This is a genomic window from Bacillus sp. FSL R5-0585, assembly GCF_038004545.1.
Classification (GTDB): Bacteria; Bacillota; Bacilli; order Bacillales; family Bacillaceae_G; genus Bacillus_A; species Bacillus_A cereus.
The window spans coordinates 215411-234955 of the sequence record NZ_JBBORJ010000001.1; the positions used below are offsets into that span (position 1 = coordinate 215411).

The following is a 19545-nucleotide window of genomic DNA, read 5'->3' on the forward strand; positions in this document are numbered from 1 at the left end:
TAAAATTTATGGAATATGCATAGTCGTGTTATTTTATGCATCATTTTATACATAAAAAATAGCATTTATATTGTTTTGTTATTTATTTTTATTTTATATATTGCATAAAAATAAAAGAGCTGATACAATACAAACATCGAATAAATATTCTATTAAACTTTTAAATATACATTATTAGGGGGAAGAAAGATGAAGAAGTTAGTATCAATATCGTTTGCACTTATTTTAATTGTAAGTATATTCAGCGCTTGTAGTAATGGGGAATCGAAAGAAACAAAAGGAAATAAAAAAGTACTCGTAATGGGAACTTCAGCAGATTATAAACCTTATGAATATGTAGATGCGTCAAAGAGCGATGAAATTATCGGCTTTGATGTTGATGTTGCTAAATATATCGGAAAAGAACTTGGGTATGAAGTGAAAGTGAAAGATATGGATTTTGGTGGTTTATTAGCATCTCTTAGTTCAGGAAAAGTTGATTTCGTAATGGCAGGCATGACGCCAACTGCAGAGCGTAAAAATAATGTTGATTTTACAGATATTTATTTTGTTGCGAAAAATATGGTCGTTTCTAAAAAGGATTCTAACATTAAATCTGTAGAGGATTTAAAAGGGAAAAAAGTAGGAGTACAAACAGGGTCTATTCAAGAAGAGAAAGCAGCAGAATTTAAAAAACAAGTAGATTTCCAGGTTGAGGGACGTGACCGTATACCAGAAATCGTACAAGAAATTAAAGCTGGTCGTTTTGACGCTGCAATTATAGAAGACACAGTTGCTAAAAATTATTTAGAGAAAATGAAAGATTTACAAGGAGTTGAAATTAAAGAAGCGCCAGAAGAAGTTGGAGCAGCAATTGCCCTTCCAAAAAACAGTGATAAAACAGCTGAATTTAATAAAGTAATTAAAAAAATGCAAGAAAATGGAGAAATGGATAAATTAGTGAAGAAATGGTTTGGCAGCGGAAAATAAGCTGCCTTTCACTTTTCTGTGAGGGGAATGAAAAGAATGAACTTAGATTTTTCGGCGATTACGCCTTCGATACCATATATACTAAAAGGTTTAGAAGTTACTTTGAAAATTGTAGCAGTATCAGCTTTAGCAGGATTTATTTTAGGAACGCTATTAGCACTTTGTAAAATTGCTAGAATACGAGCATTAAATATAGCAGCAGATTTTTATACATCAATTTTTCGTGGTACACCCCTTGTATTGCAATTAATGATTATTTATTTCGGTGTCCCGCAAATAATTGGTTATGAAATACCAGCATTCTTAGCTGCTGTACTTGCATTTAGCTTGAATTCAGGTGCATACATGTCAGAAGTAATTCGTGCTGGTATTCAAGCGGTTGATAAAGGACAAACAGAAGCAGCAATGGCTTTAGGGGTACCATACGGAAAAATGATGAGAAATATTATTTTCCCTCAAGCATTAAAAAATATATTACCAGCGCTTGTGAACGAATTTGCGACACTTACGAAAGAATCGGCTGTAGTAACAGTAATAGGCGCGACTGATTTAATGCGTCGTGCTTACATCGTAGGCGGTGAGACATTTAAATATCTTGAACCATTACTTTTTGTTGGACTGATTTATTATATGTTAGTCATTATTCTTACATTAGTCGGGAAGGCAATTGAAGGGAGAATGAAGAAAAGTGATTAAAATTGAAAACCTTCATAAATCATTTGGTAAAAACGAAGTATTAAAAGGAATTACAACAACGATTGAAAAAGGGGAAGTAGTTGCAATTATAGGACCTTCTGGATCAGGAAAATCAACATTTTTACGTTGTATGAATATGTTAGAAGCACCAACGGATGGTCACATTTGGATTGGAACGGAAGAAGTAACGAATCCGAAAACGAATGTTATGCATGTTCGTGAAAATGTCGGTATGGTATTTCAACATTTTCACTTATTTCCTCATATGACTGTATTAGAAAATATTACGTATGCTCCTACCAATGTAAAAGGGGTAACGAAGCAAGAAGCTGAAAAGAAAGCTGAGAAACTTTTAGAAAAGGTTGGACTAGTAGATAAAAAAGATACGTATCCAAATCGTCTTTCGGGAGGACAAAAGCAACGTGTAGCAATTGCAAGAGCGTTAGCAATGGAACCCGAAGTTATGTTATTTGATGAACCGACATCGGCGCTAGATCCAGAGATGGTGAAAGAAGTGTTAGAAGTTATGAAATCGTTAGTTACGACAGGAATGACGATGGCTATCGTTACACATGAAATGGGCTTTGCAAAAGAAGTGGCAGATCGTGTTCTTTTCTTGGACGGAGGAAAGCTTGTAGAAGATAGTGCGCCAGAAGAATTTTTTGCAGCACCGAAAAGTGAACGTGCGCAACAATTTTTACAAAAAATATTGTAATATGAAAAGGTTATGTGAATAATAAGTAGAAAAGGATGACATTGTGTCATCCTTTTTTTATACTAGCTGTAAATACGTTTATACATATAGGAGTAATGATATGTTTAAAATTGGATACCGTACAGTAAAAACAGCAATAGGGACAGGCGCGGCAGTTTTTATTGCTCAGTTATTAGGGTTGGAATTTTATAGTTCAGCAGGTATTTTAGTTATTTTATGTGTACAAAATACGAAGCGCAAATCGCTTCAAGTGTCGTTACATCGTTTTCTAGCGTGTGTATTATCAATGGTATTCGCGTTTTGTATTTTTGAAACGATCGGCTATACACCACTTGCAATTAGCATATTGTTACTTACATTTATTCCGACTGCAGTAATGCTTAAAATTCAAGAAGGCATTGTCACGAGTTCAGTTATTGTTATGCATCTATATTCATTGAAGCAAATTACATGGCTTATAGTTGGAAATGAAATTGCTATATTAACGATAGGGATTAGCGTGGCGTTATTAGTAAATATGTATATGCCGAGTAGTGAAAATAAGCTAAAAGAGTATCAGGATAAAATAGAGAGCAATTTTAAAACGATTTTGTTTGAAATGGTTGTGTATTTACGAAATCGAGAAAGTAGTTGGAGTGGGGCAGAACTTATTGAAACTGAAAATATGCTAAATGAAGCTAGAGATTTATCGTTTAAGAAACTTGAGAATGCATTTATGCGAGAAGATGACTATTATTATCGTTATTTTAATATGCGCATGCAACAATTCGAAATTTTAGAGCGAATGATTCCGTTAGCAGCTTCTTTATCGTGGACATATGAACAAGCTGACATGATTGCGGATGTGGTTGAAAACATTGGTAATGCTATTAGCCCTCAGAGTACCGGGGTTATTTCCTTAAGGCAGCTTCAAGAAATGAGGGAATTATTTAGAGACATGCCATTGCCAGCTACACGCGAAGAATTTGAGATACGTGCGAAACTTGTTCAACTTGTGTATGAAATGGAACAATATTTACTCATTAAAAGTCGCTTTAAGGGAAAGGATAATATAAAAGAACTTATATAGAAGGTAGGAATTATCTATGCCGTATCTTCTCTCTATCATATTATGTCTTTCTTTATCGCCGATTTGGCCTCTTGGGGATAATCCACGTGCCGGAGATCCTTTTATTATTGTAAATAAAGCAACGAATAAATTAGCTTACATTGACGATGGAAAGATTCAAAAGGTTTTTCCAGTAGCGACAGGGAAAACGAATGAATTAACTCCAGAAGGAACTTTTGATGTTGTAATGAAAGCGAAGGATCCGTATTATATTGCGAAGGATATTCCAGGTGGGTCGCCAAAAAATCCACTTGGGTCAAGGTGGATTGGATTTAATGCAAGAGGAACTGATGGAAGTAAATATGGAATACATGGAACAAACCAACCGAGTTCAATTGGAAAGTATATTTCACAAGGGTGTATAAGAATGAAGAAAAACGATGTGGAATATTTGTTTGATCGCATTCCAATTGGAACGAAAGTATGGATTGTGAAATCGAAAAAATCATTTCAGCAATTGGCAAAAGAAAAAGGAGCCGTTGCATATGAAAAAGCCAACGAAAAGGTTGGCTTTTTCTATTATAATAAGTTGTCTTGACATGTGTACATAACCGTGCGTTAATGAGAATATAGAAAGATAAAATTAGATAAAGGGGTTGCTCATATGTACTTGAATCCAAAACTTTCGTATATGCAGTTTTTTATGGGATTTCTATTTGTTATTACATTCATATTGGCAACTTTTAATATATGTTCTTATCTTGTAGCGATTGTATGTATGGCATTACTTAATCTAACTTTTGTTATTGGAGCATTTCAGCAGAAACAATATACAAGTTTTGTAATAGCACTTGTAATGTCATTTTCCTTTAGTATTGTAGCGATTGTGTTTTATATAAAATAAACCATCTCGATGTCGAGATGGTTTATTTTGTCATGTGTAAAAAGTAAAAAAAGGACGAACACATCGCCCTTTTTACCAAAACATACTCGCGCCAGCAAGTAATGTTGTTACAAGCATAGAAATCAGCATCACATAAACCATAACTTTTTGAGCTTTTTTATGCATCGTTATACCTCCTTGCAAATCAGTACAATTTCATTGTAACGAGAAATGAAATTATGGACAAGGGGAGAGTGAGGACAAAATTCGGGAGGGGATTGCAAAATATAACAGGAAATTTGAGTGTGTATAGAGAATATAGTAAAAGGGTATATTGTTAATTTTTAGTTGGGCAAGCTGAAGAATGGAGATACGATGATGAAAATATACGAAACAGATCGTTTATACTTAAGGGAAATTGATGAGTCGTATGCTGAAACAGTTCTTCAATATTACGACAGAAATCGTGAATTTTTAAAAGCTTGGGAAGAGTATAGACCGGATGATTTTTTTACGCTAGATTATCAAAAGAAAAAGTTGCAAAAGGATAGAAAAGAGTTCGAAGAAGGGAAAATCATCAGACTATGGATTTTTAAAAAGGGTGATGATACGAAAATAATTGGGTGTATTTCATTTAATTTAATCGTTCGTGGCATTTATCAATCTTGTGTACTCAGTTATAAATTAGATAAAGCAGAGTTAAACAAAGGGTATACGACAGAAGCGCTTAGAAAAGCAATTCAAGTTGCTTTTGGGGAATTTCAGTTACATCGTATAGAAGCTCCGATTATGCCTCGTAATTTAGCATCTATACAAGTAGTAACGAAGATAGGTTTTCAATATGAAGGCGTGTCTAGGAAGATGTTAATGGTAAATGGCGTGTGGGAAGATCATATGCGCTGGGTATTGTTAAATGAGTAATAGAAAGCAGATGGTTATCTAGACATGTAAACCATCTGTTTTTTGTCTTGTATTTCGAAACTTTTGCGAAATTCTGTTATAATTAATAGTGTTACATACATAATGGTAGTGCAGGAGGCGCAGTCTTATGATTAATCAAGAACGTTTAGTAAATGAATTTATGGAATTAGTACAAGTAGATTCTGAAACGAAATTTGAAGCAGAAATCTGCAAAGTATTAACGAAGAAATTTACAGATTTAGGTGTAGAAGTATTTGAAGATGACACAATGGCTGTAACTGGTCATGGTGCAGGTAACTTAATTTGTACTTTACCAGCAACAAAAGATGGTGTTGATACAATTTACTTTACTTCTCATATGGATACAGTAGTTCCTGGTAATGGAATTAAGCCTTCTATTAAAGATGGATATATCGTATCAGATGGTACAACAATTTTAGGTGCGGATGATAAAGCTGGATTAGCATCAATGTTCGAAGCAATCCGTGTTTTAAAAGAGAAAAATATCCCTCATGGTAAAATAGAATTTATTATTACAGTCGGAGAAGAATCAGGTCTTGTTGGTGCAAAAGCATTAGACCGTGAGCGTATTACAGCGAAATATGGCTACGCATTAGATAGCGATGGAAAAGTTGGTGAAATCGTTGTTGCAGCTCCAACACAAGCGAAAGTGAACGCAATTATTCGCGGGAAAACAGCTCACGCTGGTGTAGCGCCGGAGAAAGGTGTATCTGCAATTACTATCGCAGCGAAAGCAATTGCGAAGATGCCACTTGGTCGCATTGACTCTGAAACGACTGCAAATATTGGACGTTTTGAAGGTGGTACACAAACGAATATCGTTTGCGATCATGTACAAATCTTTGCAGAAGCTCGTTCTTTAATTAATGAGAAAATGGAAGCACAAGTTGCGAAAATGAAAGAAGCATTTGAAACAACTGCAAAAGAAATGGGAGGTCATGCAGACGTTGAAGTAAACGTTATGTACCCAGGATTTAAATTTGCTGATGGCGATCACGTTGTAGAAGTTGCAAAACGTGCAGCTGAAAAAATTGGTCGTACACCTTCTCTTCACCAAAGTGGTGGCGGAAGTGATGCAAACGTAATTGCAGGACATGATATCCCAACAGTTAACTTAGCGGTTGGTTATGAAGAAATTCATACAACAAACGAGAAGATTCCTGTTGAAGAATTAGCAAAAACAGCAGAATTAGTTGTTGCAATTATTGAAGAAGTAGCGAAGTAATAGAAAATAAAAAGCGTGTAAATCAATTATGATTTACACGCTTTTTATTTTGATTCGATTGTTTTTACAAGGCGTATAAGCGAATATAAGAAAAACTATGGAAGTATATACGTTGTTGCTACATGTACTAGACGAGGGAATAACCCTAACGTATTCATATTGAAAATCGGAAGTAGTAAATAATTAATTGCAATGATTAATATAACTACAAGGAATGTATAGTTGAGTTTATCCCGCTATTTGCCGGACAGTAAGACCCCTACCTCAAAATTCAGCGAAAGTAAAGAAGTTAGGTGGGGGCCCTGCTGCCCGTAAAAGTCCGATTAGTGAGAGTTGATTAAAGTTTCGATTTATATCGATTATAAAAAAGAACAAGTAATTATTATAACTATTGTGCAAAATTTGATATAATAAAAGAACGAACGTTCTGATTAGGGAGTGAGTACTATGCGAGAAATGTATCCGAAAAATGGTCGTGTTATTTTACATGTAGATATGAATTGCTTTTTCGCATCTGTTGAAATTGCTCATGATCCATCATTACAAGGAAAGCCATTAGCGGTTGCTGGAAATGAAAAAGAGAGAAAAGGAATTATTATAACATGTAGTTATGAGGCGAGAGAATACGGAATACGTACGACGATGCCCCTTTGGGAAGCGAAAAGGTTATGCCCGCAATTAGTTGTAAGGCGTCCTAATTTCACATTATATCGCGAAGCTTCATTTCAAATGTTTCAAGTCCTTTCTCGTTTTACAGAAAAGATACAACCAGTCTCAATAGATGAAGGATATTTAGATATTACAGATTGCTACGCACTTGGTTCGCCTCTTGAAATAGCAAAGATGATTCAACAAGCACTATTAACAGAGTTGCAGCTTCCGTGTAGTATTGGAATCGCTCCAAATCTTTTCCTAGCAAAAACAGCTTCTGATATGAAAAAACCTCTCGGTATTACCGTACTTCGAAAACGTGATATTCCAGAAATGATTTGGCCGCTTTCAGTTGAAGCAATGCATGGGATTGGAGAAAAAACAGCTGAAAAATTAAATGAAATTCATATACATACAATTGAACAGTTAGCGAAGGGAGACGAGCATATCATTCGCGCTAAAATTGGCAAGCACGGTATTGATTTACAAAAGCGTGCAAAAGGTACGGATGATAGGGAAGTGGATTCGAGTCAAATGGGCCAACATAAAAGTGTCGGTAACTCGATGACTTTTTCAAAGGATATGGATGAAGAGAAAGAATTACTTGATATGTTAGAACGGTTATCAAAATCAGTGAGTAAAAGATTACAAAAGCGAACCCTTGTCAGCTATAATATTCAAATTATGATTAAATACCATGATAGGCGAACAGTAACACGGAGTAAGCAATTGAAAAATGCAATTTGGGAAGAACGCGATATTTTTCAAGCAGCATCCCGTTTATGGAAGCAACATTGGGATGGTGATTCCGTTCGTTTACTAGGTGTTACAGCTACTGAAATAGAGTGGAAGACAGAATCGGTGAAACAATTAGATTTATTTTCATTTGAAGAGGATGCGAAAAAAGAACCACTACTTGCTGTCATTGATCAAATTAACGATAAGTATGGAACACCGATTTTACAACGAGGTAGTCAACTACTACGTAAGCAAGAGAAGTCGTTTCAACAAAAGTTAGAAAATAAGTTTATGTAGAAGGTGTCATGAAGTAGTAAAATCATGACACCTTTCCTAGTTAACTCGCTTCTAAATTTAAAGAAGTCTTCCATCCAGCTCCAGTAACGCCAGATTCTAATAGCATTCTACTTACTATTTTTTCGATTAAGATAGCCGCATTTGTCTTGCAATGTAATGTAGCCTGTATACACACCTTTTGATTAGAATCTACGTCTTCACTATACAACTCTTTTAAACCGATTCCTTCTGTATTTACCATATGCATAAGTAAAAAACGAATATGTGCTTCATTTTCTTCTGAACAAGTAAGGGAAAGTAAGTAGTTCGTTTGTTCTGGTGATTCTTCTTTTGATTTTTTATTCATAAAAAGAGCAATTGGGCGAAGAAGTATATTTGCTAGTAACACGCCGGCTGCACCTAATATAGCTGCAACGAGGAAACCGGCGCCTGTAAGAGTACCGACAGCAGCTGCACACCATAAAGTAGCTGCTGTATTTAGCCCTCTAATACTAAAACCATCGCGGATAATAACGCCACCCCCTAAAAATCCAATACCACTAACGACTTGAGCAGCAATGCGGGATGGGCTAGCATCATGATCAAGCATGACGGATAATAAAACAAATATACAGGCACCAAGTGATACGAGAGCATTTGTCCGTAACCCAGCCATTCGGTGTCTCCATTGTCTTTCCATTCCAATGCAAGCTCCTACAATAATTGCTATAACTAACCTGAATACAATGTCGTACCATACCATCATGGTCACCTCCATATATAATATGTGTTATGTTTTTTAGAATGAGCGGGGGATACCCACTCATTCTTATTTTTACAACCAGCTACGAAACTTTTTAATATAAAGCTTTTTCAGGAATTGTGTTAAAAAAGCGTAGCCTAATAGTATTCCTACTAACCAAGGGAAATAGTTAAGTGGCAATGCTTGTAAACCAACGGCTGCACCAAGTGGTGAGAATGGAATATAAATCCCGATTGCCATAATAAGAGCGGTTAATAAAACGACTGGTGTTGATGCAGTGCTTTGAATAAATGGAATCTTTTGTGTTCTTATCATGTGAACAATTAAAGTTTGTGTTAACAATCCAACGACAAACCAACCGGACTGGAATAATGATTGCTCGCTCGGTGTATTTGCACCAAATACATTCCACATGACTACGTATGTGATAATATCAAATATAGAACTAATTGGGCCGATACAAATAATGAAGTTTCGTAAGTTTGCAGTATCCCATTTTCGTGGTTTTTCTAGAAACTCTTTATCCATTTTGTCCCATGGAATAGAAAGTTGTGAAATATCATAAAGTAAGTTTTGAATTAAAAGATGAATGGCAAGCATCGGTAAAAAAGGAATGAAAGCACTTGCTACTAACACGCTAAACACATTACCGAAGTTAGAGCTAGCTGTCATCTTAATATATTTTAAAATATTTCCGAATGTAGTACGTCCTTCTAAAATCCCTGCTTCTAATATAGTTAAACTTTTTTCGAGTAGAATAATATCGGAAGCTTCTTTCGCAATATCAGTAGCAGTATCAACAGATATTCCGACATCAGCTTCACGTAATGCTACAGCATCGTTAATGCCGTCTCCCATGTAACCTACAGTGTGTCCATTTTCTTGTAATGCGTGTATAATACGAGATTTTTGCATTGGATTAAGCTTCGTAAATACAGTCGTTTCTTCAGCAAGTTTTGCTAATGCTTTATCTGGTAAAGAATCAATCTCGTAACCGAGGATTGGTTCGCCGATATCTAATCCAACTTCTTTACAAACCTTTCTTGTAACAATTTCGTTATCGCCAGTTAAAATTTTCACTTGTACACCATGTTTTTGTAATGCTTGAATTGCAGCTGCTGCAGATGGTTTCGGTGGATCTAAAAAGCCGATATATCCAGCGAGAATCATATCAGTTTCGTCTTTTACTGCGTACTCTGTATCATTTATTCTTCTATCTTTTTTATAAGCCACAGCAATAACCCGCATACCTTCACTATTTAGTGTCTCACTTAGTTTTTTGACATTTGAACGTATTTCCTCGGTGAGTGGAACGATTTTTTCATCCACTTCAGTGTAGTTACAAATTGATAAAATTTCTTCTACGGCACCTTTACAAACCATTGTATGTTCACCTGAAATATCCTTTACGATAACTGACATACGCCGGCGGGCGAAATCGAATGGAATTTCATCTAGCTTTTGAAAAGCTGATGGATTAAATGTATTGTTTTCCTCTGTATGCTTAATAACAGCTTTATCTATTAAATTTTTCAATCCAGTTTGATAGAAACTATTTAAATAGGCAAATTGCAAGACGCGATTGCATTCATTTCCCTTGGGATCTAAGTGACGAACAAGGACCACTTTATCTTCTGTTAAAGTTCCGGTTTTATCTGTACAAAGAATGTTCATAGCACCTAAGTTTTGAATAGAATTTAGCTGTTTTACAATTACTTTTTGTTTAGACATGTTAACGGCACCTTTAGCTAAATTAGCAGTTACAATCATTGGTAACATTTCAGGTGTAAGGCCAACAGCGACGGCAATAGCGAAGAAGAAAGCTTCTTGCCAATCTCCTTTTGTGAATCCATTAATGAGAAGGACAATAGGTGCCATAATAAGCATGAATGTAATTAAGAGCCAGCTTACTTTGTTTACACCTTTATCAAAGCTTGTTTCTAAACGCTTTCCAATTACCTTATTTGCTAAAGAGCCGAAATACGTATCGGTACTTGTTGAGATGACAACAGCTTTTGCGCTACCACTTACAATATTTGTTCCCATGAAGCAAAGGTTTTCCATATCGAGTGGATTGTAATTTTTTTTCATGTTTTTCGGTAAGATATGCTTATTTTCTGTATGGTAGCAGTGTTCGTATTTTTCTACAGGAAGTGCTTCCCCTGTTAAAGAAGATTGATTAACAAATAAATCTTTAGCGGATACAATACGCACATCAGCTGGAACGATATCACCGGCTGAAAGGGAAATGATATCGCCAGGTACAAGTTCCTCAATTGGAATTTCTGTTGTGTAATTTCGATTTAAATTCGTTACATTTTTTGTTTCATGTACAAATCCATTTATTCTAAATACGCTCGCAGTTGTTCGAACCATAGCCTTTAACTTATCGGCAGCTTTTTGAGAACGAAATTCTTGGGAAAACCGAATTGTTGCACTAAGTAGTACCATTGCAGATACGACAATTGTTCCTTGCATATCATCCGTGAAAAAGGAGAGTGCTCCAAGAGCTAATAAAACGAAAATAAATGGATTTTTAAATGCCGACAGAAATTGAATGTACCACGGTGCCATTTTATTATGAGCTATTTCGTTCGGACCATATAAAGAAAGTCTACGAGACGCTTCTTGTTTAGATAATCCATCTTGTGTTGTTTCTAAAAGTTTTAACGCAGAGCTTACATCTTGTGTTGCAACCTCCACTAATAATTCGTTATTTGTTTTCATGCTATCTTGCTCATAAGCATGCTTTGTTTCTTGTCTTTGTAAATTAAACATCGGTAGTTCCTCCTCTGTCATGAAGGAGGAAACAATCTGTTACCTAACTATTTGAAATGGTGAGGAACAGTTTCTTTCCTACCTACATGATGAAATATGAATGTAAAACGTATGGGTATCTGGGCCGAATCATCAATTGCCAACTGTTCCTCACCTCCGTACAATTTAGTAGTTTCTGAATATGCTATGTTTGTTTCATAGTAAGGTGCATATAGACGTAAAAAGACCTTTACTCAAAACGAGTAAAGGTCTGAATTCGCAGTTAAAAGAGTCCACAACAAAGACTGTTAGTAGACATAAATAAAAACAGTTTTTGTGTATGACAAAATACATGCACCTCTCCCTCGTTGAGTTTTAGCACTGTATAGCATAGGTACTGAAACCAGCTACATTAAAAAAGGCCTTCATTCCGACCTTTCCTGTTGACCCATTGGCGTCTCTCGACATTTTTGGGCAGCAGCGTTTCTCTATACAGGAGCCTCACCTAACAGAGACCATATTCAATTACATGTTGAATGTTAGCACTGTAAAATTGTAGTGTCAATATCTTTTTTATCTGTGTTTTTAAAATATTAAACGGATTTATAATAGATATGTGGGATGAAATGTATGATATTGATTATAAATAATATGAAAAATAAATATTTTTATAAAAGGGGAATTTGTAATGGGACCACAAAATTTTATTATAAATATTGAGAATCAAAAGTGGTTGTTTAATGAGCAGGAAGATTTATGTTCTCACGGGGAAATTTATTTAAATGTGGAGGGAACGATTATTACACAAACAGGTATGGATGAGGAATGGGGAATAAGTGAATCAGCTTTAGCTCTGTTACGAACTTTAGATAAAGAATATATTTGTGATATTGAAAATGAAGAGGGGCTTATTTTGCACGGATGTGGCACTATGCTCATGTTAGGATGCCCAATTTCAATTCATTGGACTATAAACCATATAGGTGAAAATGTGGTTTTAAAGGATTTTGTCAAAGTTATTTCTACTGATCAAAAGGCTATATACTATGAAGGGCTTCATATAGAAGTAAATGAAAATGAATATAGAAAACAAATTGTTTCTTTTGCGCTACAGGCAAAAGAATTATTCAATAAATCAAGTGAAAAGATAATTTTAGATGAGTTTGATCAAAGTATGTATACAGACTTTTGGACGGAATATGATCATTTGTTAAATAAGTATAAATAAAAAAGCACTGTAACCAGTGCTTTTTTATTATAGATTACGAGATTGTAGGGTTTTCAAAAATAACAATCTCTGAACTGTTTGTAGTTGAAACACGTTGGGCGTAATATGTTAAAGCTGAAGAAATATATGCTGGTAACGTATCATTTGTATGTGATGTTGTATATTCATGGATTAATTCCTTTAAAGTTGTCCATTCTAATTGTGCTGGGTGATCAGACACGAAAGAACTTACCCAGCGATCAAATGAAGATGAAAAATCAGTTTGTAAACGAAATACTTCTTTCATAATAAAACGCTCCCTTAAAATGTAGTATAATTATTTTAACACAAAACACGAACGATAGCTAAATTTTTTGAGTATAACGTTCGTGTTATATAGTTGTCTAGATGTTTGGTTATGTAAATTCAATTTGCCATTTGAAATAACATTCCGTAAGATGAGAGATAGAGTATATTTAGAGCTGGAGGAAAGAAAGTGGAATTTGTATTTTTAGGAACTGGTGCAGGTGTTCCTTCAAAAGGAAGGAACGTTTCAGCAATTGCTTTACAATTGTTAGAAGAACGAGGACAAACTTGGTTATTTGATTGTGGCGAGGCCACGCAACATCAAATATTACATACATCTGTACGTCCACGCCGCATTGAAAAAATATTTATTACGCATTTACATGGCGATCATATTTTTGGATTGCCTGGTTTATTAGGTAGCCGTTCATTTCAAGGAGGAACTACGCCTTTAACGGTGTATGGACCGAAAGGAATTAAACAATTTATTGAAGTGGCATTATCGGTAAGTACGACACATGTGAAATATCCACTTGAAGTTGTGGAGATAACAGAAGAAGGTACCGTATTTGAAGATAATGAATTTTATGTAGAAACGAAAAGATTGTCACACGGTATAGAATGCTTTGGATATCGTATTGTAGAGAAAGATATACAAGGTGCTCTTTTAGTTGATAAGTTGCTTGAGATGGGTGTGAAACCAGGTCCAATCTTTAAACGTTTAAAAGATGGTGAAGTAGTTGAATTAGAGGATGGCACGATATTAAATGGAAATGAGTTTATCGGCCCACCTCAAAAAGGAAGAATTATTACTATCTTAGGTGATACGCGATATTGCGAAGCGAGTAGGGAGCTTGCGCAAGATGCAGATGTACTTGTCCATGAAGCGACTTTCGCAGCAGAAGATGAGCAACAAGCGTATGATTATTTTCATTCTACATCTAAGCAAGCTGCGAGCATTGCACTTCAGGCAAATGCGAAGCGACTAATATTAACTCACATTAGTTCTCGCTATCAAGGAGATACATATAAGGAATTATTGAAAGAGGCTAGAGAGTTGTTTTCTAATACAGAAATAGCGACAGATTTGAAATCATTCCCAGTAGAAAAATAATAATTTTGTAAAAAATGGTAACAGCGGGTTACCATTTTTTTATGTCTAAAAAAATTTAAAAATAAAACTGTTATTATTTTATACTTATACTTGGATGATACAGAAAATTAGGATGGTTTGAATATATAGGATAAAAATACGAAATAATGATTATTTAGAAAAACTGTTATATAAGTCAGATGACATACAAGTGATACAAATAGCAGAAATGGACTTTTATTCAGAACTTTTAAAATTCAACAAAAGTAAGCGTTTTATAAAAAACAAGCTATAATGAGGGCAGATTATAATTTATGATAAGTCGCATGTATTTTAGTCATTATCGTAACAAGTGAAGTTGACTAAATCATGAGAGAGTAACACGAGAATTATAATAGGAAAGATATTACTATTATTTGTCATAAGTCTTTTTCACTTTTTAGCTAAACGATATGATTAGCAAGTGTAGCTATTACGAGTTCCTTAGTAGAAGCTTTTTATTAATAAGGTAGTGGAGATTTAATTGGTACACCACTCTTTAAAAGAGTTCAGAACATCAGCAGGTAGTCTAGGCGGAATAGCGGGTGCAAATTTAGTTGCATTAGCAATGGTTATATCACTTGTTTATGCTATGCTTGCAATGGCTTCTGTGTTAAACTTTGGATTGCTACCAGACTTTATTCTGGATTATCTTGTATCATTTTTAAATGAAAATAATGCTAAGATTCTTATGTATTATGATAACTGGTATTATTTCAGGTTATATTGGATTACTTTTATTCAAAAACTATCCAATTCGTACAGCAGAACAAATTCGTGGTACAACTGGAAAAGCGACAGATGTAGCAGCTTAATAGAATAGTAGAATAAATTTTTTCATAGAGGTTTAGGGGGAGTTATGATGAAGTATCGCTCAGTATTTGATATTATCGGTCCAGTTATGATTGGACCATCAAGTTCACATACAGCAGGCGCAGCAAGAATGGGGCAAGTTGCTCGCCAGCTGTTTCGTCATGAACCAGAAAGAGTAAGCATTTCGTTATATGGATCATTTGCAAAGACGTATCGAGGGCATGGTACGGATGTAGCACTAATCGGTGGAATATTAGGATTTGAAACAGATGACTTACGTATTCCAGAGGCGCTAGAAATAGCAAAAGAGCGCGGAATTGAAGTGGAATTCATTGAAGAAGATGCCAATGCACCTCACCCAAATACAGCGAGAATTCGTTTGTATAAAGGTGAAGATGAAATTGAAGTTGTTGCTTGCTCAATTGGTGGCGGTAAAATTGAAGTTGTAGAATTAAACGGATTCGATCTTCAATTATCAGGCACGAGCCCAGCACTACTTATTGTAAATAACGATCGCTTCGGTGCTATTGCAGCGGTAGCTTCAATCCTTGCGAAACATGAGATTAACATTAGCACAATGAGTGTTTCTCGTAAAGAAAAAGGAAGAAGAGCGCTTATGGTCATTGAAACAGATGAATTATTAGCAGATGAAGTAATTGAAGAAATAAAAGCGCAACAAAATATTTGTCAAGTAACTATTATGGAATAATTGCAGGGGGGACACACCATGTTTCGGAACGCAGCGGAACTAGTGGCGCAAGCTAAAGAACAAAATGTAAAAATCGCAGAAATTATGATTCAATGTGAAATGGAAACAAGAAGTATTTCACGTGAAGAAGTAATTGCTGGTATGGAAAAGAACTTAGTCGTGATGGAGCAAGCAGTAGAACGTGGTATTCGCGGCGTGAAATCACCAACTGGTTTAACTGGTGGAGATGCTGTAAAAGTTCAAGCGTATATGAAGAGCGGAAAAGGCTTATCTGGAGATACGATTTTGGATGCAGTAAGCAAAGCTGTTGCAACAAATGAAGTAAACGCAGCGATGGGAATTATTTGTGCAACACCAACAGCAGGTTCTGCTGGAACAGTGCCAGGTGTACTATTTGCACTAAGAGAAAAATTGCAGCCTACACGTGAAGAAATGATTGAATTCTTATTTACAGCAGGAGCTTTCGGTATGGTTGTTGCGAATAACGCTTGTATTTCTGGTGCAGCGGGAGGATGCCAAGCTGAAGTTGGTTCAGCAAGTGGAATGGCGGCTGCAGCTGCAGTTGAGATGGCTGGTGGAACACAAGATCAAGCAGCTACAGCGATGGCAATTTCATTAAAGAACATGCTTGGTTTAGTGTGTGATCCTGTTGCAGGACTTGTAGAAGTACCTTGTGTAAAACGTAATGCAGCAGGAGCTGCGAATGCGATGATTTCAGCAGATTTAGCATTAGCTGGTGTAACGAGTACAATTCCATGTGATGAAGTAATTGAGGCAATGTTTAGAATCGGACAAACGATGCCAGTAGCACTTCGTGAAACAGCAGAAGGTGGACTTGCAGCAACGCCGACTGGTCGTCGCCTGCAAGAAGAGATTTTTGGGAAGAACAATAACTAAGTGTAATTATAGAAAAAGGAGCTCAAATAAACTTGAGCTCCTTTTTCTATTTTTCTTTTGTTAGTTGTTCTAATGTTTTTCCAAGATTATGTGATCGTTTCGTTGCCTGTGTAATACAAGAAATAAGTGCTTGTTGAAATTTATGTTCTTGTAATACTTCAATACCTGCTTCGGTAGTTCCACCAGGAGAAGTAATTTCCTTTCTCAAAATAGAAGGGTGTTTGTCACTTGCTTTTAGCATTTCAGCAGCACCAATCATCGTTTGAAGAATAAGTGATTTTGCAACATCTTCTTTTAAACCAATTTTTTTTGCAGCTTCTTCCATAGCTTCCACTACGTAATAAATATAAGCAGGTCCACTTCCGGATAATGCAGTGACAGCATGCATATCTTCTTCCTCTACAACAGAGACGAGACCAATCGTTTCAAATAAAGATGTTGCAGTGCGAATATGCTCCGCTGTTGCATGTTTTGAAGGGGAGATAGCGGTAGCTGATTTTAAAATGGCTGCGGATGTATTTGGCATTGCACGAATAATTGGAACGTCTTTTTGAAGTAGTTTTCTAATTGAGTCAGTAGAAACACCTGCTAGTAATGAAATAATAAGCACGTTATTATTTATGTATTCTTTAAAAGGGGTAAGCGCCTCTGCAACATCCTTTGGTTTCATTGCTAGAAAAAGAATATTTGCATCAGTAAGTAATTCTTTTTTATTATGAGTACCTTTGACACCGTATTTTTTATGTAGCTCTTGTAATCTTGTCTCGTTAGAACGATTACTTACAGTAATTTGTTCACCTTTAACGACATTTGCATGTAACAAGCCACCAATAATAGCTTCGGCAATAGAGCCTGCACCGAGAAAGGAAATGTTTTGAATAGACATGATGTTCCTCCTTTAATTTTGGTTAGAAATTCTTATAAATGTACATACATTCGTTTTTTTATAGGAAACACCTCTTTTTATCTGAAAATAATGACAAATATATATAGAAGTTGTAAACTGAAGAAGTATTCATTTTTGAACCGGAAAGAGACAGGGGGGCTAAGCATGACGGCGATTCACCGAATGGAGATTCCTGTACCATTTGCAGTGGAAACTGTGAATGTGTTTTTAGTTGAGGGGGAGACATTAACATTAATTGATACAGGGACGAATACAGAAGAGGCAAGGAATGCGTTAGAAAGTCAATTAGGTGCATTAGGACATACGATAGAAGATATTGAAACAGTAGTCATTACGCATCATCATGCAGATCATTGTGGACTTTTAAATATATTTTCTGAGAAGACGAATATTATTGGACATCCTTGGAATGAGCCTTGGATTACACAAAATCCAGAATTTTTAAAGCGGTATCATGAATTTTTTAGAGAGACGGCCTTACAGTTTGGTGTGCCAGCAGCATTTTTGAAAGACGAGTCGTTATTGACGACGAGGACACTTAAATATTCTTGTAATAGATCGTTAACGCATACTGTGAGAGAAGGAGATCGTATTGATTCTTTGCCTGGATTTACAGTACTTGAAACACCAGGTCATGCTTCTACTCATATTTCTTTATATAGAGAATCTGATGGAATATTAATTGGTGGAGATGCTCTCATTAGTCATATTTCTTCGAATCCAATACTAGAACCGCCATATGAAGGGCAAACAGAGCGGGCACGCCCATTACTACAATATAATCAAACATTACAGCGTTTAAGCGAAATGAATATTTCACGCATTTTATCAGGGCATGGGGAAGATGTTCTAAATGTGAAACAACTTATTGAAACGAGATTACAAAAGCAAGAAACACGTGCTTTTAAAGTGCTTGAGTTATTAAAGGAAAAACCAATGACAGCATTTGAAGTATGTGTAAAACTATTTCCGGTATTATATAAAGAACAATTACCACTTACTATTTCAGAAACGGTTGGACAATTGGACTATTTAGCATATAATCAACAAGTGATGATTGATGAGTCATCGCAACAATTGATTTATTATGCAAAGTAGGTGACAGCAATGACAGGACGTTTACAAAATAAAGTAATCGTCATTACAGGTGCTTCTAGTGGGATTGGTGAGCAAGTTGCAATGCAAGTTGCAGCACAGGGAGCGACTCCAGTATTAATGGCTCGAACAGAAGAGAAACTACAAGCGTTAGTAGACAAAATTAAAGAAACTTATAATACGCCTTGCTATTATTATGTATTAGATGTAAGTGAAGAGATGGAAGTACAGTCTGTTTTTTCAAAGGTATTACAAGAAGTGGGACGTATTGATATATTAGTAAACAATGCGGGATTTGGTATTTTTAAAACGTTTGAAGATGCGTCAATGGGTGAAGTAAAAGATATGTTCCAAGTAAATGTATTTGGATTAGTAGCATGTACGAAAGCGGTACTACCTTATATGGTAAACAAGAACGAAGGACATATTATTAATATTGCTTCACTTGCCGGAAAAATTGCAACTCCGAAATCAAGTGCGTATGCAGCAACGAAACATGCTGTATTAGGATTTACGAATAGTTTACGCATGGAATTAGCGAATACAGATATTTATGTTACAGCAATTAATCCGGGTCCGATAGATACAAACTTTTTTGAAATAGCGGATCAATCTGGTACATATGTAAAGAATATGGGACGTTACATGTTAAAACCAACATACGTAGCAGAACAAATCGTAAAGTCGATGCACACGAAAAAACGTGAAGTAAACTTACCGAAGTGGATGGGAATTGGTCCAAAACTTTATGCTTTATTCCCAGGTTTATTTGAACGTGTAGCAGGTAAATCATTAAGTAAAAAATAGGAGATTTCC

At 35.6% G+C, this 19545-nt stretch carries 21 protein-coding genes and 1 riboswitch; of the genes, 16 read left to right on the plus strand and 5 right to left on the minus strand.

The window, feature by feature from the left end:
- Positions 1-189: 189 nt before the first annotated feature.
- The 6 genes from MKY38_RS01215 to MKY38_RS01240 all read left to right on the plus strand — a co-directional run bounded on the left by MKY38_RS01215 (position 190) and on the right by MKY38_RS01240 (position 4332).
- The gene (locus tag MKY38_RS01215; protein WP_000737675.1) at positions 190-969 is read left to right on the plus strand and encodes a transporter substrate-binding domain-containing protein; all 780 of its coding nucleotides are present in this window, start codon (positions 190-192) and stop codon (positions 967-969) included.
- Positions 970-1005: 36 nt separating this feature from the next.
- Complete coding sequence (locus tag MKY38_RS01220; protein ID WP_001046916.1) at positions 1006-1665, plus strand: amino acid ABC transporter permease; 660 nt, start codon at positions 1006-1008, stop codon at positions 1663-1665.
- Positions 1658-2380: an amino acid ABC transporter ATP-binding protein gene (locus MKY38_RS01225; RefSeq protein WP_000590206.1), complete on the plus strand. Its 723-nt coding sequence runs from the start codon at positions 1658-1660 to the stop codon at positions 2378-2380. The genes MKY38_RS01220 and MKY38_RS01225 overlap by 8 nt, the downstream gene beginning before the upstream one ends.
- Before the next feature lie 100 nt (positions 2381-2480).
- Entirely contained in the window at positions 2481-3449 is a 969-nt protein-coding gene (locus MKY38_RS01230) for an aromatic acid exporter family protein (protein ID WP_065222886.1), read from the plus strand.
- Positions 3450-3465: 16 nt separating this feature from the next.
- A complete protein-coding gene (locus MKY38_RS01235) occupies positions 3466-4026 on the plus strand; it encodes a L,D-transpeptidase (RefSeq protein ID WP_001146566.1) in 561 nt (186 codons plus the stop codon).
- Between the two features lie 66 nt (positions 4027-4092).
- Positions 4093-4332 carry a DUF3894 domain-containing protein gene (locus tag MKY38_RS01240; RefSeq protein WP_000281167.1) on the plus strand — a complete coding sequence of 80 codons (240 nt, stop codon included), beginning with the start codon at positions 4093-4095 and terminating at the stop codon, positions 4330-4332.
- 72 nt (positions 4333-4404) lie between these two features.
- Here MKY38_RS01240 and prli42 read toward each other — a convergent pair whose 3' ends face one another.
- The gene (prli42, locus tag MKY38_RS01245; protein WP_000549040.1) at positions 4405-4497 is read right to left on the minus strand and encodes a stressosome-associated protein Prli42; all 93 of its coding nucleotides are present in this window, start codon (positions 4495-4497) and stop codon (positions 4405-4407) included.
- A gap of 189 nt (positions 4498-4686) precedes the next feature.
- Here prli42 and MKY38_RS01250 point away from each other — a divergent pair, with 189 nt between their 5' ends.
- The 3 genes from MKY38_RS01250 (at position 4687) to MKY38_RS01260 (ending at position 8164) form a co-directional block, all read left to right on the plus strand.
- Positions 4687-5232, plus strand: coding sequence for a GNAT family N-acetyltransferase (locus MKY38_RS01250; protein WP_001987197.1), 546 nt, complete (start codon positions 4687-4689; stop codon positions 5230-5232).
- A 127-nt stretch (positions 5233-5359) separates the two neighbouring features.
- Entirely contained in the window at positions 5360-6478 is a 1119-nt protein-coding gene (locus tag MKY38_RS01255) for a tripeptidase T (protein ID WP_070180491.1), read from the plus strand.
- A 447-nt stretch (positions 6479-6925) separates the two neighbouring features.
- Positions 6926-8164: a DNA polymerase IV gene (locus MKY38_RS01260; RefSeq protein WP_065222888.1), complete on the plus strand. Its 1239-nt coding sequence runs from the start codon at positions 6926-6928 to the stop codon at positions 8162-8164.
- Positions 8165-8204: 40 nt separating this feature from the next.
- Here the strand turns inward: MKY38_RS01260 and MKY38_RS01265 are convergent, their stop codons facing one another.
- Positions 8205-8906 carry an MgtC/SapB family protein gene (locus tag MKY38_RS01265; protein ID WP_065222889.1) on the minus strand — a complete coding sequence of 234 codons (702 nt, stop codon included), beginning with the start codon at positions 8904-8906 and terminating at the stop codon, positions 8205-8207.
- Between the two features lie 72 nt (positions 8907-8978).
- The gene (gene mgtA / locus MKY38_RS01270; protein WP_341047886.1) at positions 8979-11684 is read right to left on the minus strand and encodes a magnesium-translocating P-type ATPase; all 2706 of its coding nucleotides are present in this window, start codon (positions 11682-11684) and stop codon (positions 8979-8981) included.
- A gap of 331 nt (positions 11685-12015) precedes the next feature.
- Positions 12016-12183, minus strand: a riboswitch (M-box (ykoK) riboswitch).
- A gap of 168 nt (positions 12184-12351) precedes the next feature.
- Here mgtA and MKY38_RS01275 point away from each other — a divergent pair.
- Positions 12352-12891 (plus strand): hypothetical protein, encoded by a 540-nt coding sequence (locus tag MKY38_RS01275; protein ID WP_341047888.1) that lies wholly within the window; start codon positions 12352-12354, stop codon positions 12889-12891.
- Between the two features lie 34 nt (positions 12892-12925).
- Here MKY38_RS01275 and MKY38_RS01280 read toward each other — a convergent pair whose 3' ends face one another.
- Complete coding sequence (locus tag MKY38_RS01280; RefSeq protein WP_000665709.1) at positions 12926-13177, minus strand: DUF3932 family protein; 252 nt, start codon at positions 13175-13177, stop codon at positions 12926-12928.
- Positions 13178-13366: 189 nt separating this feature from the next.
- Between MKY38_RS01280 and rnz the strand changes: the two genes are divergently transcribed.
- From rnz to sdaAA, 4 genes are all read left to right on the plus strand, one after another.
- Positions 13367-14290 carry a ribonuclease Z gene (rnz, locus tag MKY38_RS01285; RefSeq protein ID WP_000397455.1) on the plus strand — a complete coding sequence of 308 codons (924 nt, stop codon included), beginning with the start codon at positions 13367-13369 and terminating at the stop codon, positions 14288-14290.
- A gap of 686 nt (positions 14291-14976) precedes the next feature.
- The gene (locus MKY38_RS29235; protein ID WP_370685670.1) at positions 14977-15123 is read left to right on the plus strand and encodes a hypothetical protein; all 147 of its coding nucleotides are present in this window, start codon (positions 14977-14979) and stop codon (positions 15121-15123) included.
- A gap of 47 nt (positions 15124-15170) precedes the next feature.
- A complete protein-coding gene (gene sdaAB, locus MKY38_RS01295) occupies positions 15171-15830 on the plus strand; it encodes an L-serine ammonia-lyase, iron-sulfur-dependent subunit beta (RefSeq protein ID WP_000877450.1) in 660 nt (219 codons plus the stop codon).
- A gap of 18 nt (positions 15831-15848) precedes the next feature.
- On the plus strand, positions 15849-16727 hold the full coding sequence (sdaAA, locus tag MKY38_RS01300; RefSeq protein ID WP_000489461.1) for an L-serine ammonia-lyase, iron-sulfur-dependent, subunit alpha: 879 nt from the start codon (positions 15849-15851) through the stop codon (positions 16725-16727).
- Between the two features lie 46 nt (positions 16728-16773).
- Here sdaAA and proI read toward each other — a convergent pair whose 3' ends face one another.
- Positions 16774-17613 carry a pyrroline-5-carboxylate reductase ProI gene (proI, locus tag MKY38_RS01305; RefSeq protein WP_000027249.1) on the minus strand — a complete coding sequence of 280 codons (840 nt, stop codon included), beginning with the start codon at positions 17611-17613 and terminating at the stop codon, positions 16774-16776.
- A gap of 165 nt (positions 17614-17778) precedes the next feature.
- On the opposite strand from proI, the gene MKY38_RS01310 reads away from it, so the two are divergent.
- Positions 17779-18732 (plus strand): MBL fold metallo-hydrolase, encoded by a 954-nt coding sequence (locus MKY38_RS01310; protein ID WP_000125119.1) that lies wholly within the window; start codon positions 17779-17781, stop codon positions 18730-18732.
- A gap of 9 nt (positions 18733-18741) precedes the next feature.
- On the plus strand, positions 18742-19536 hold the full coding sequence (locus tag MKY38_RS01315) for an SDR family NAD(P)-dependent oxidoreductase (protein WP_000147794.1): 795 nt from the start codon (positions 18742-18744) through the stop codon (positions 19534-19536).
- Positions 19537-19545: the final 9 nt, after the last annotated feature.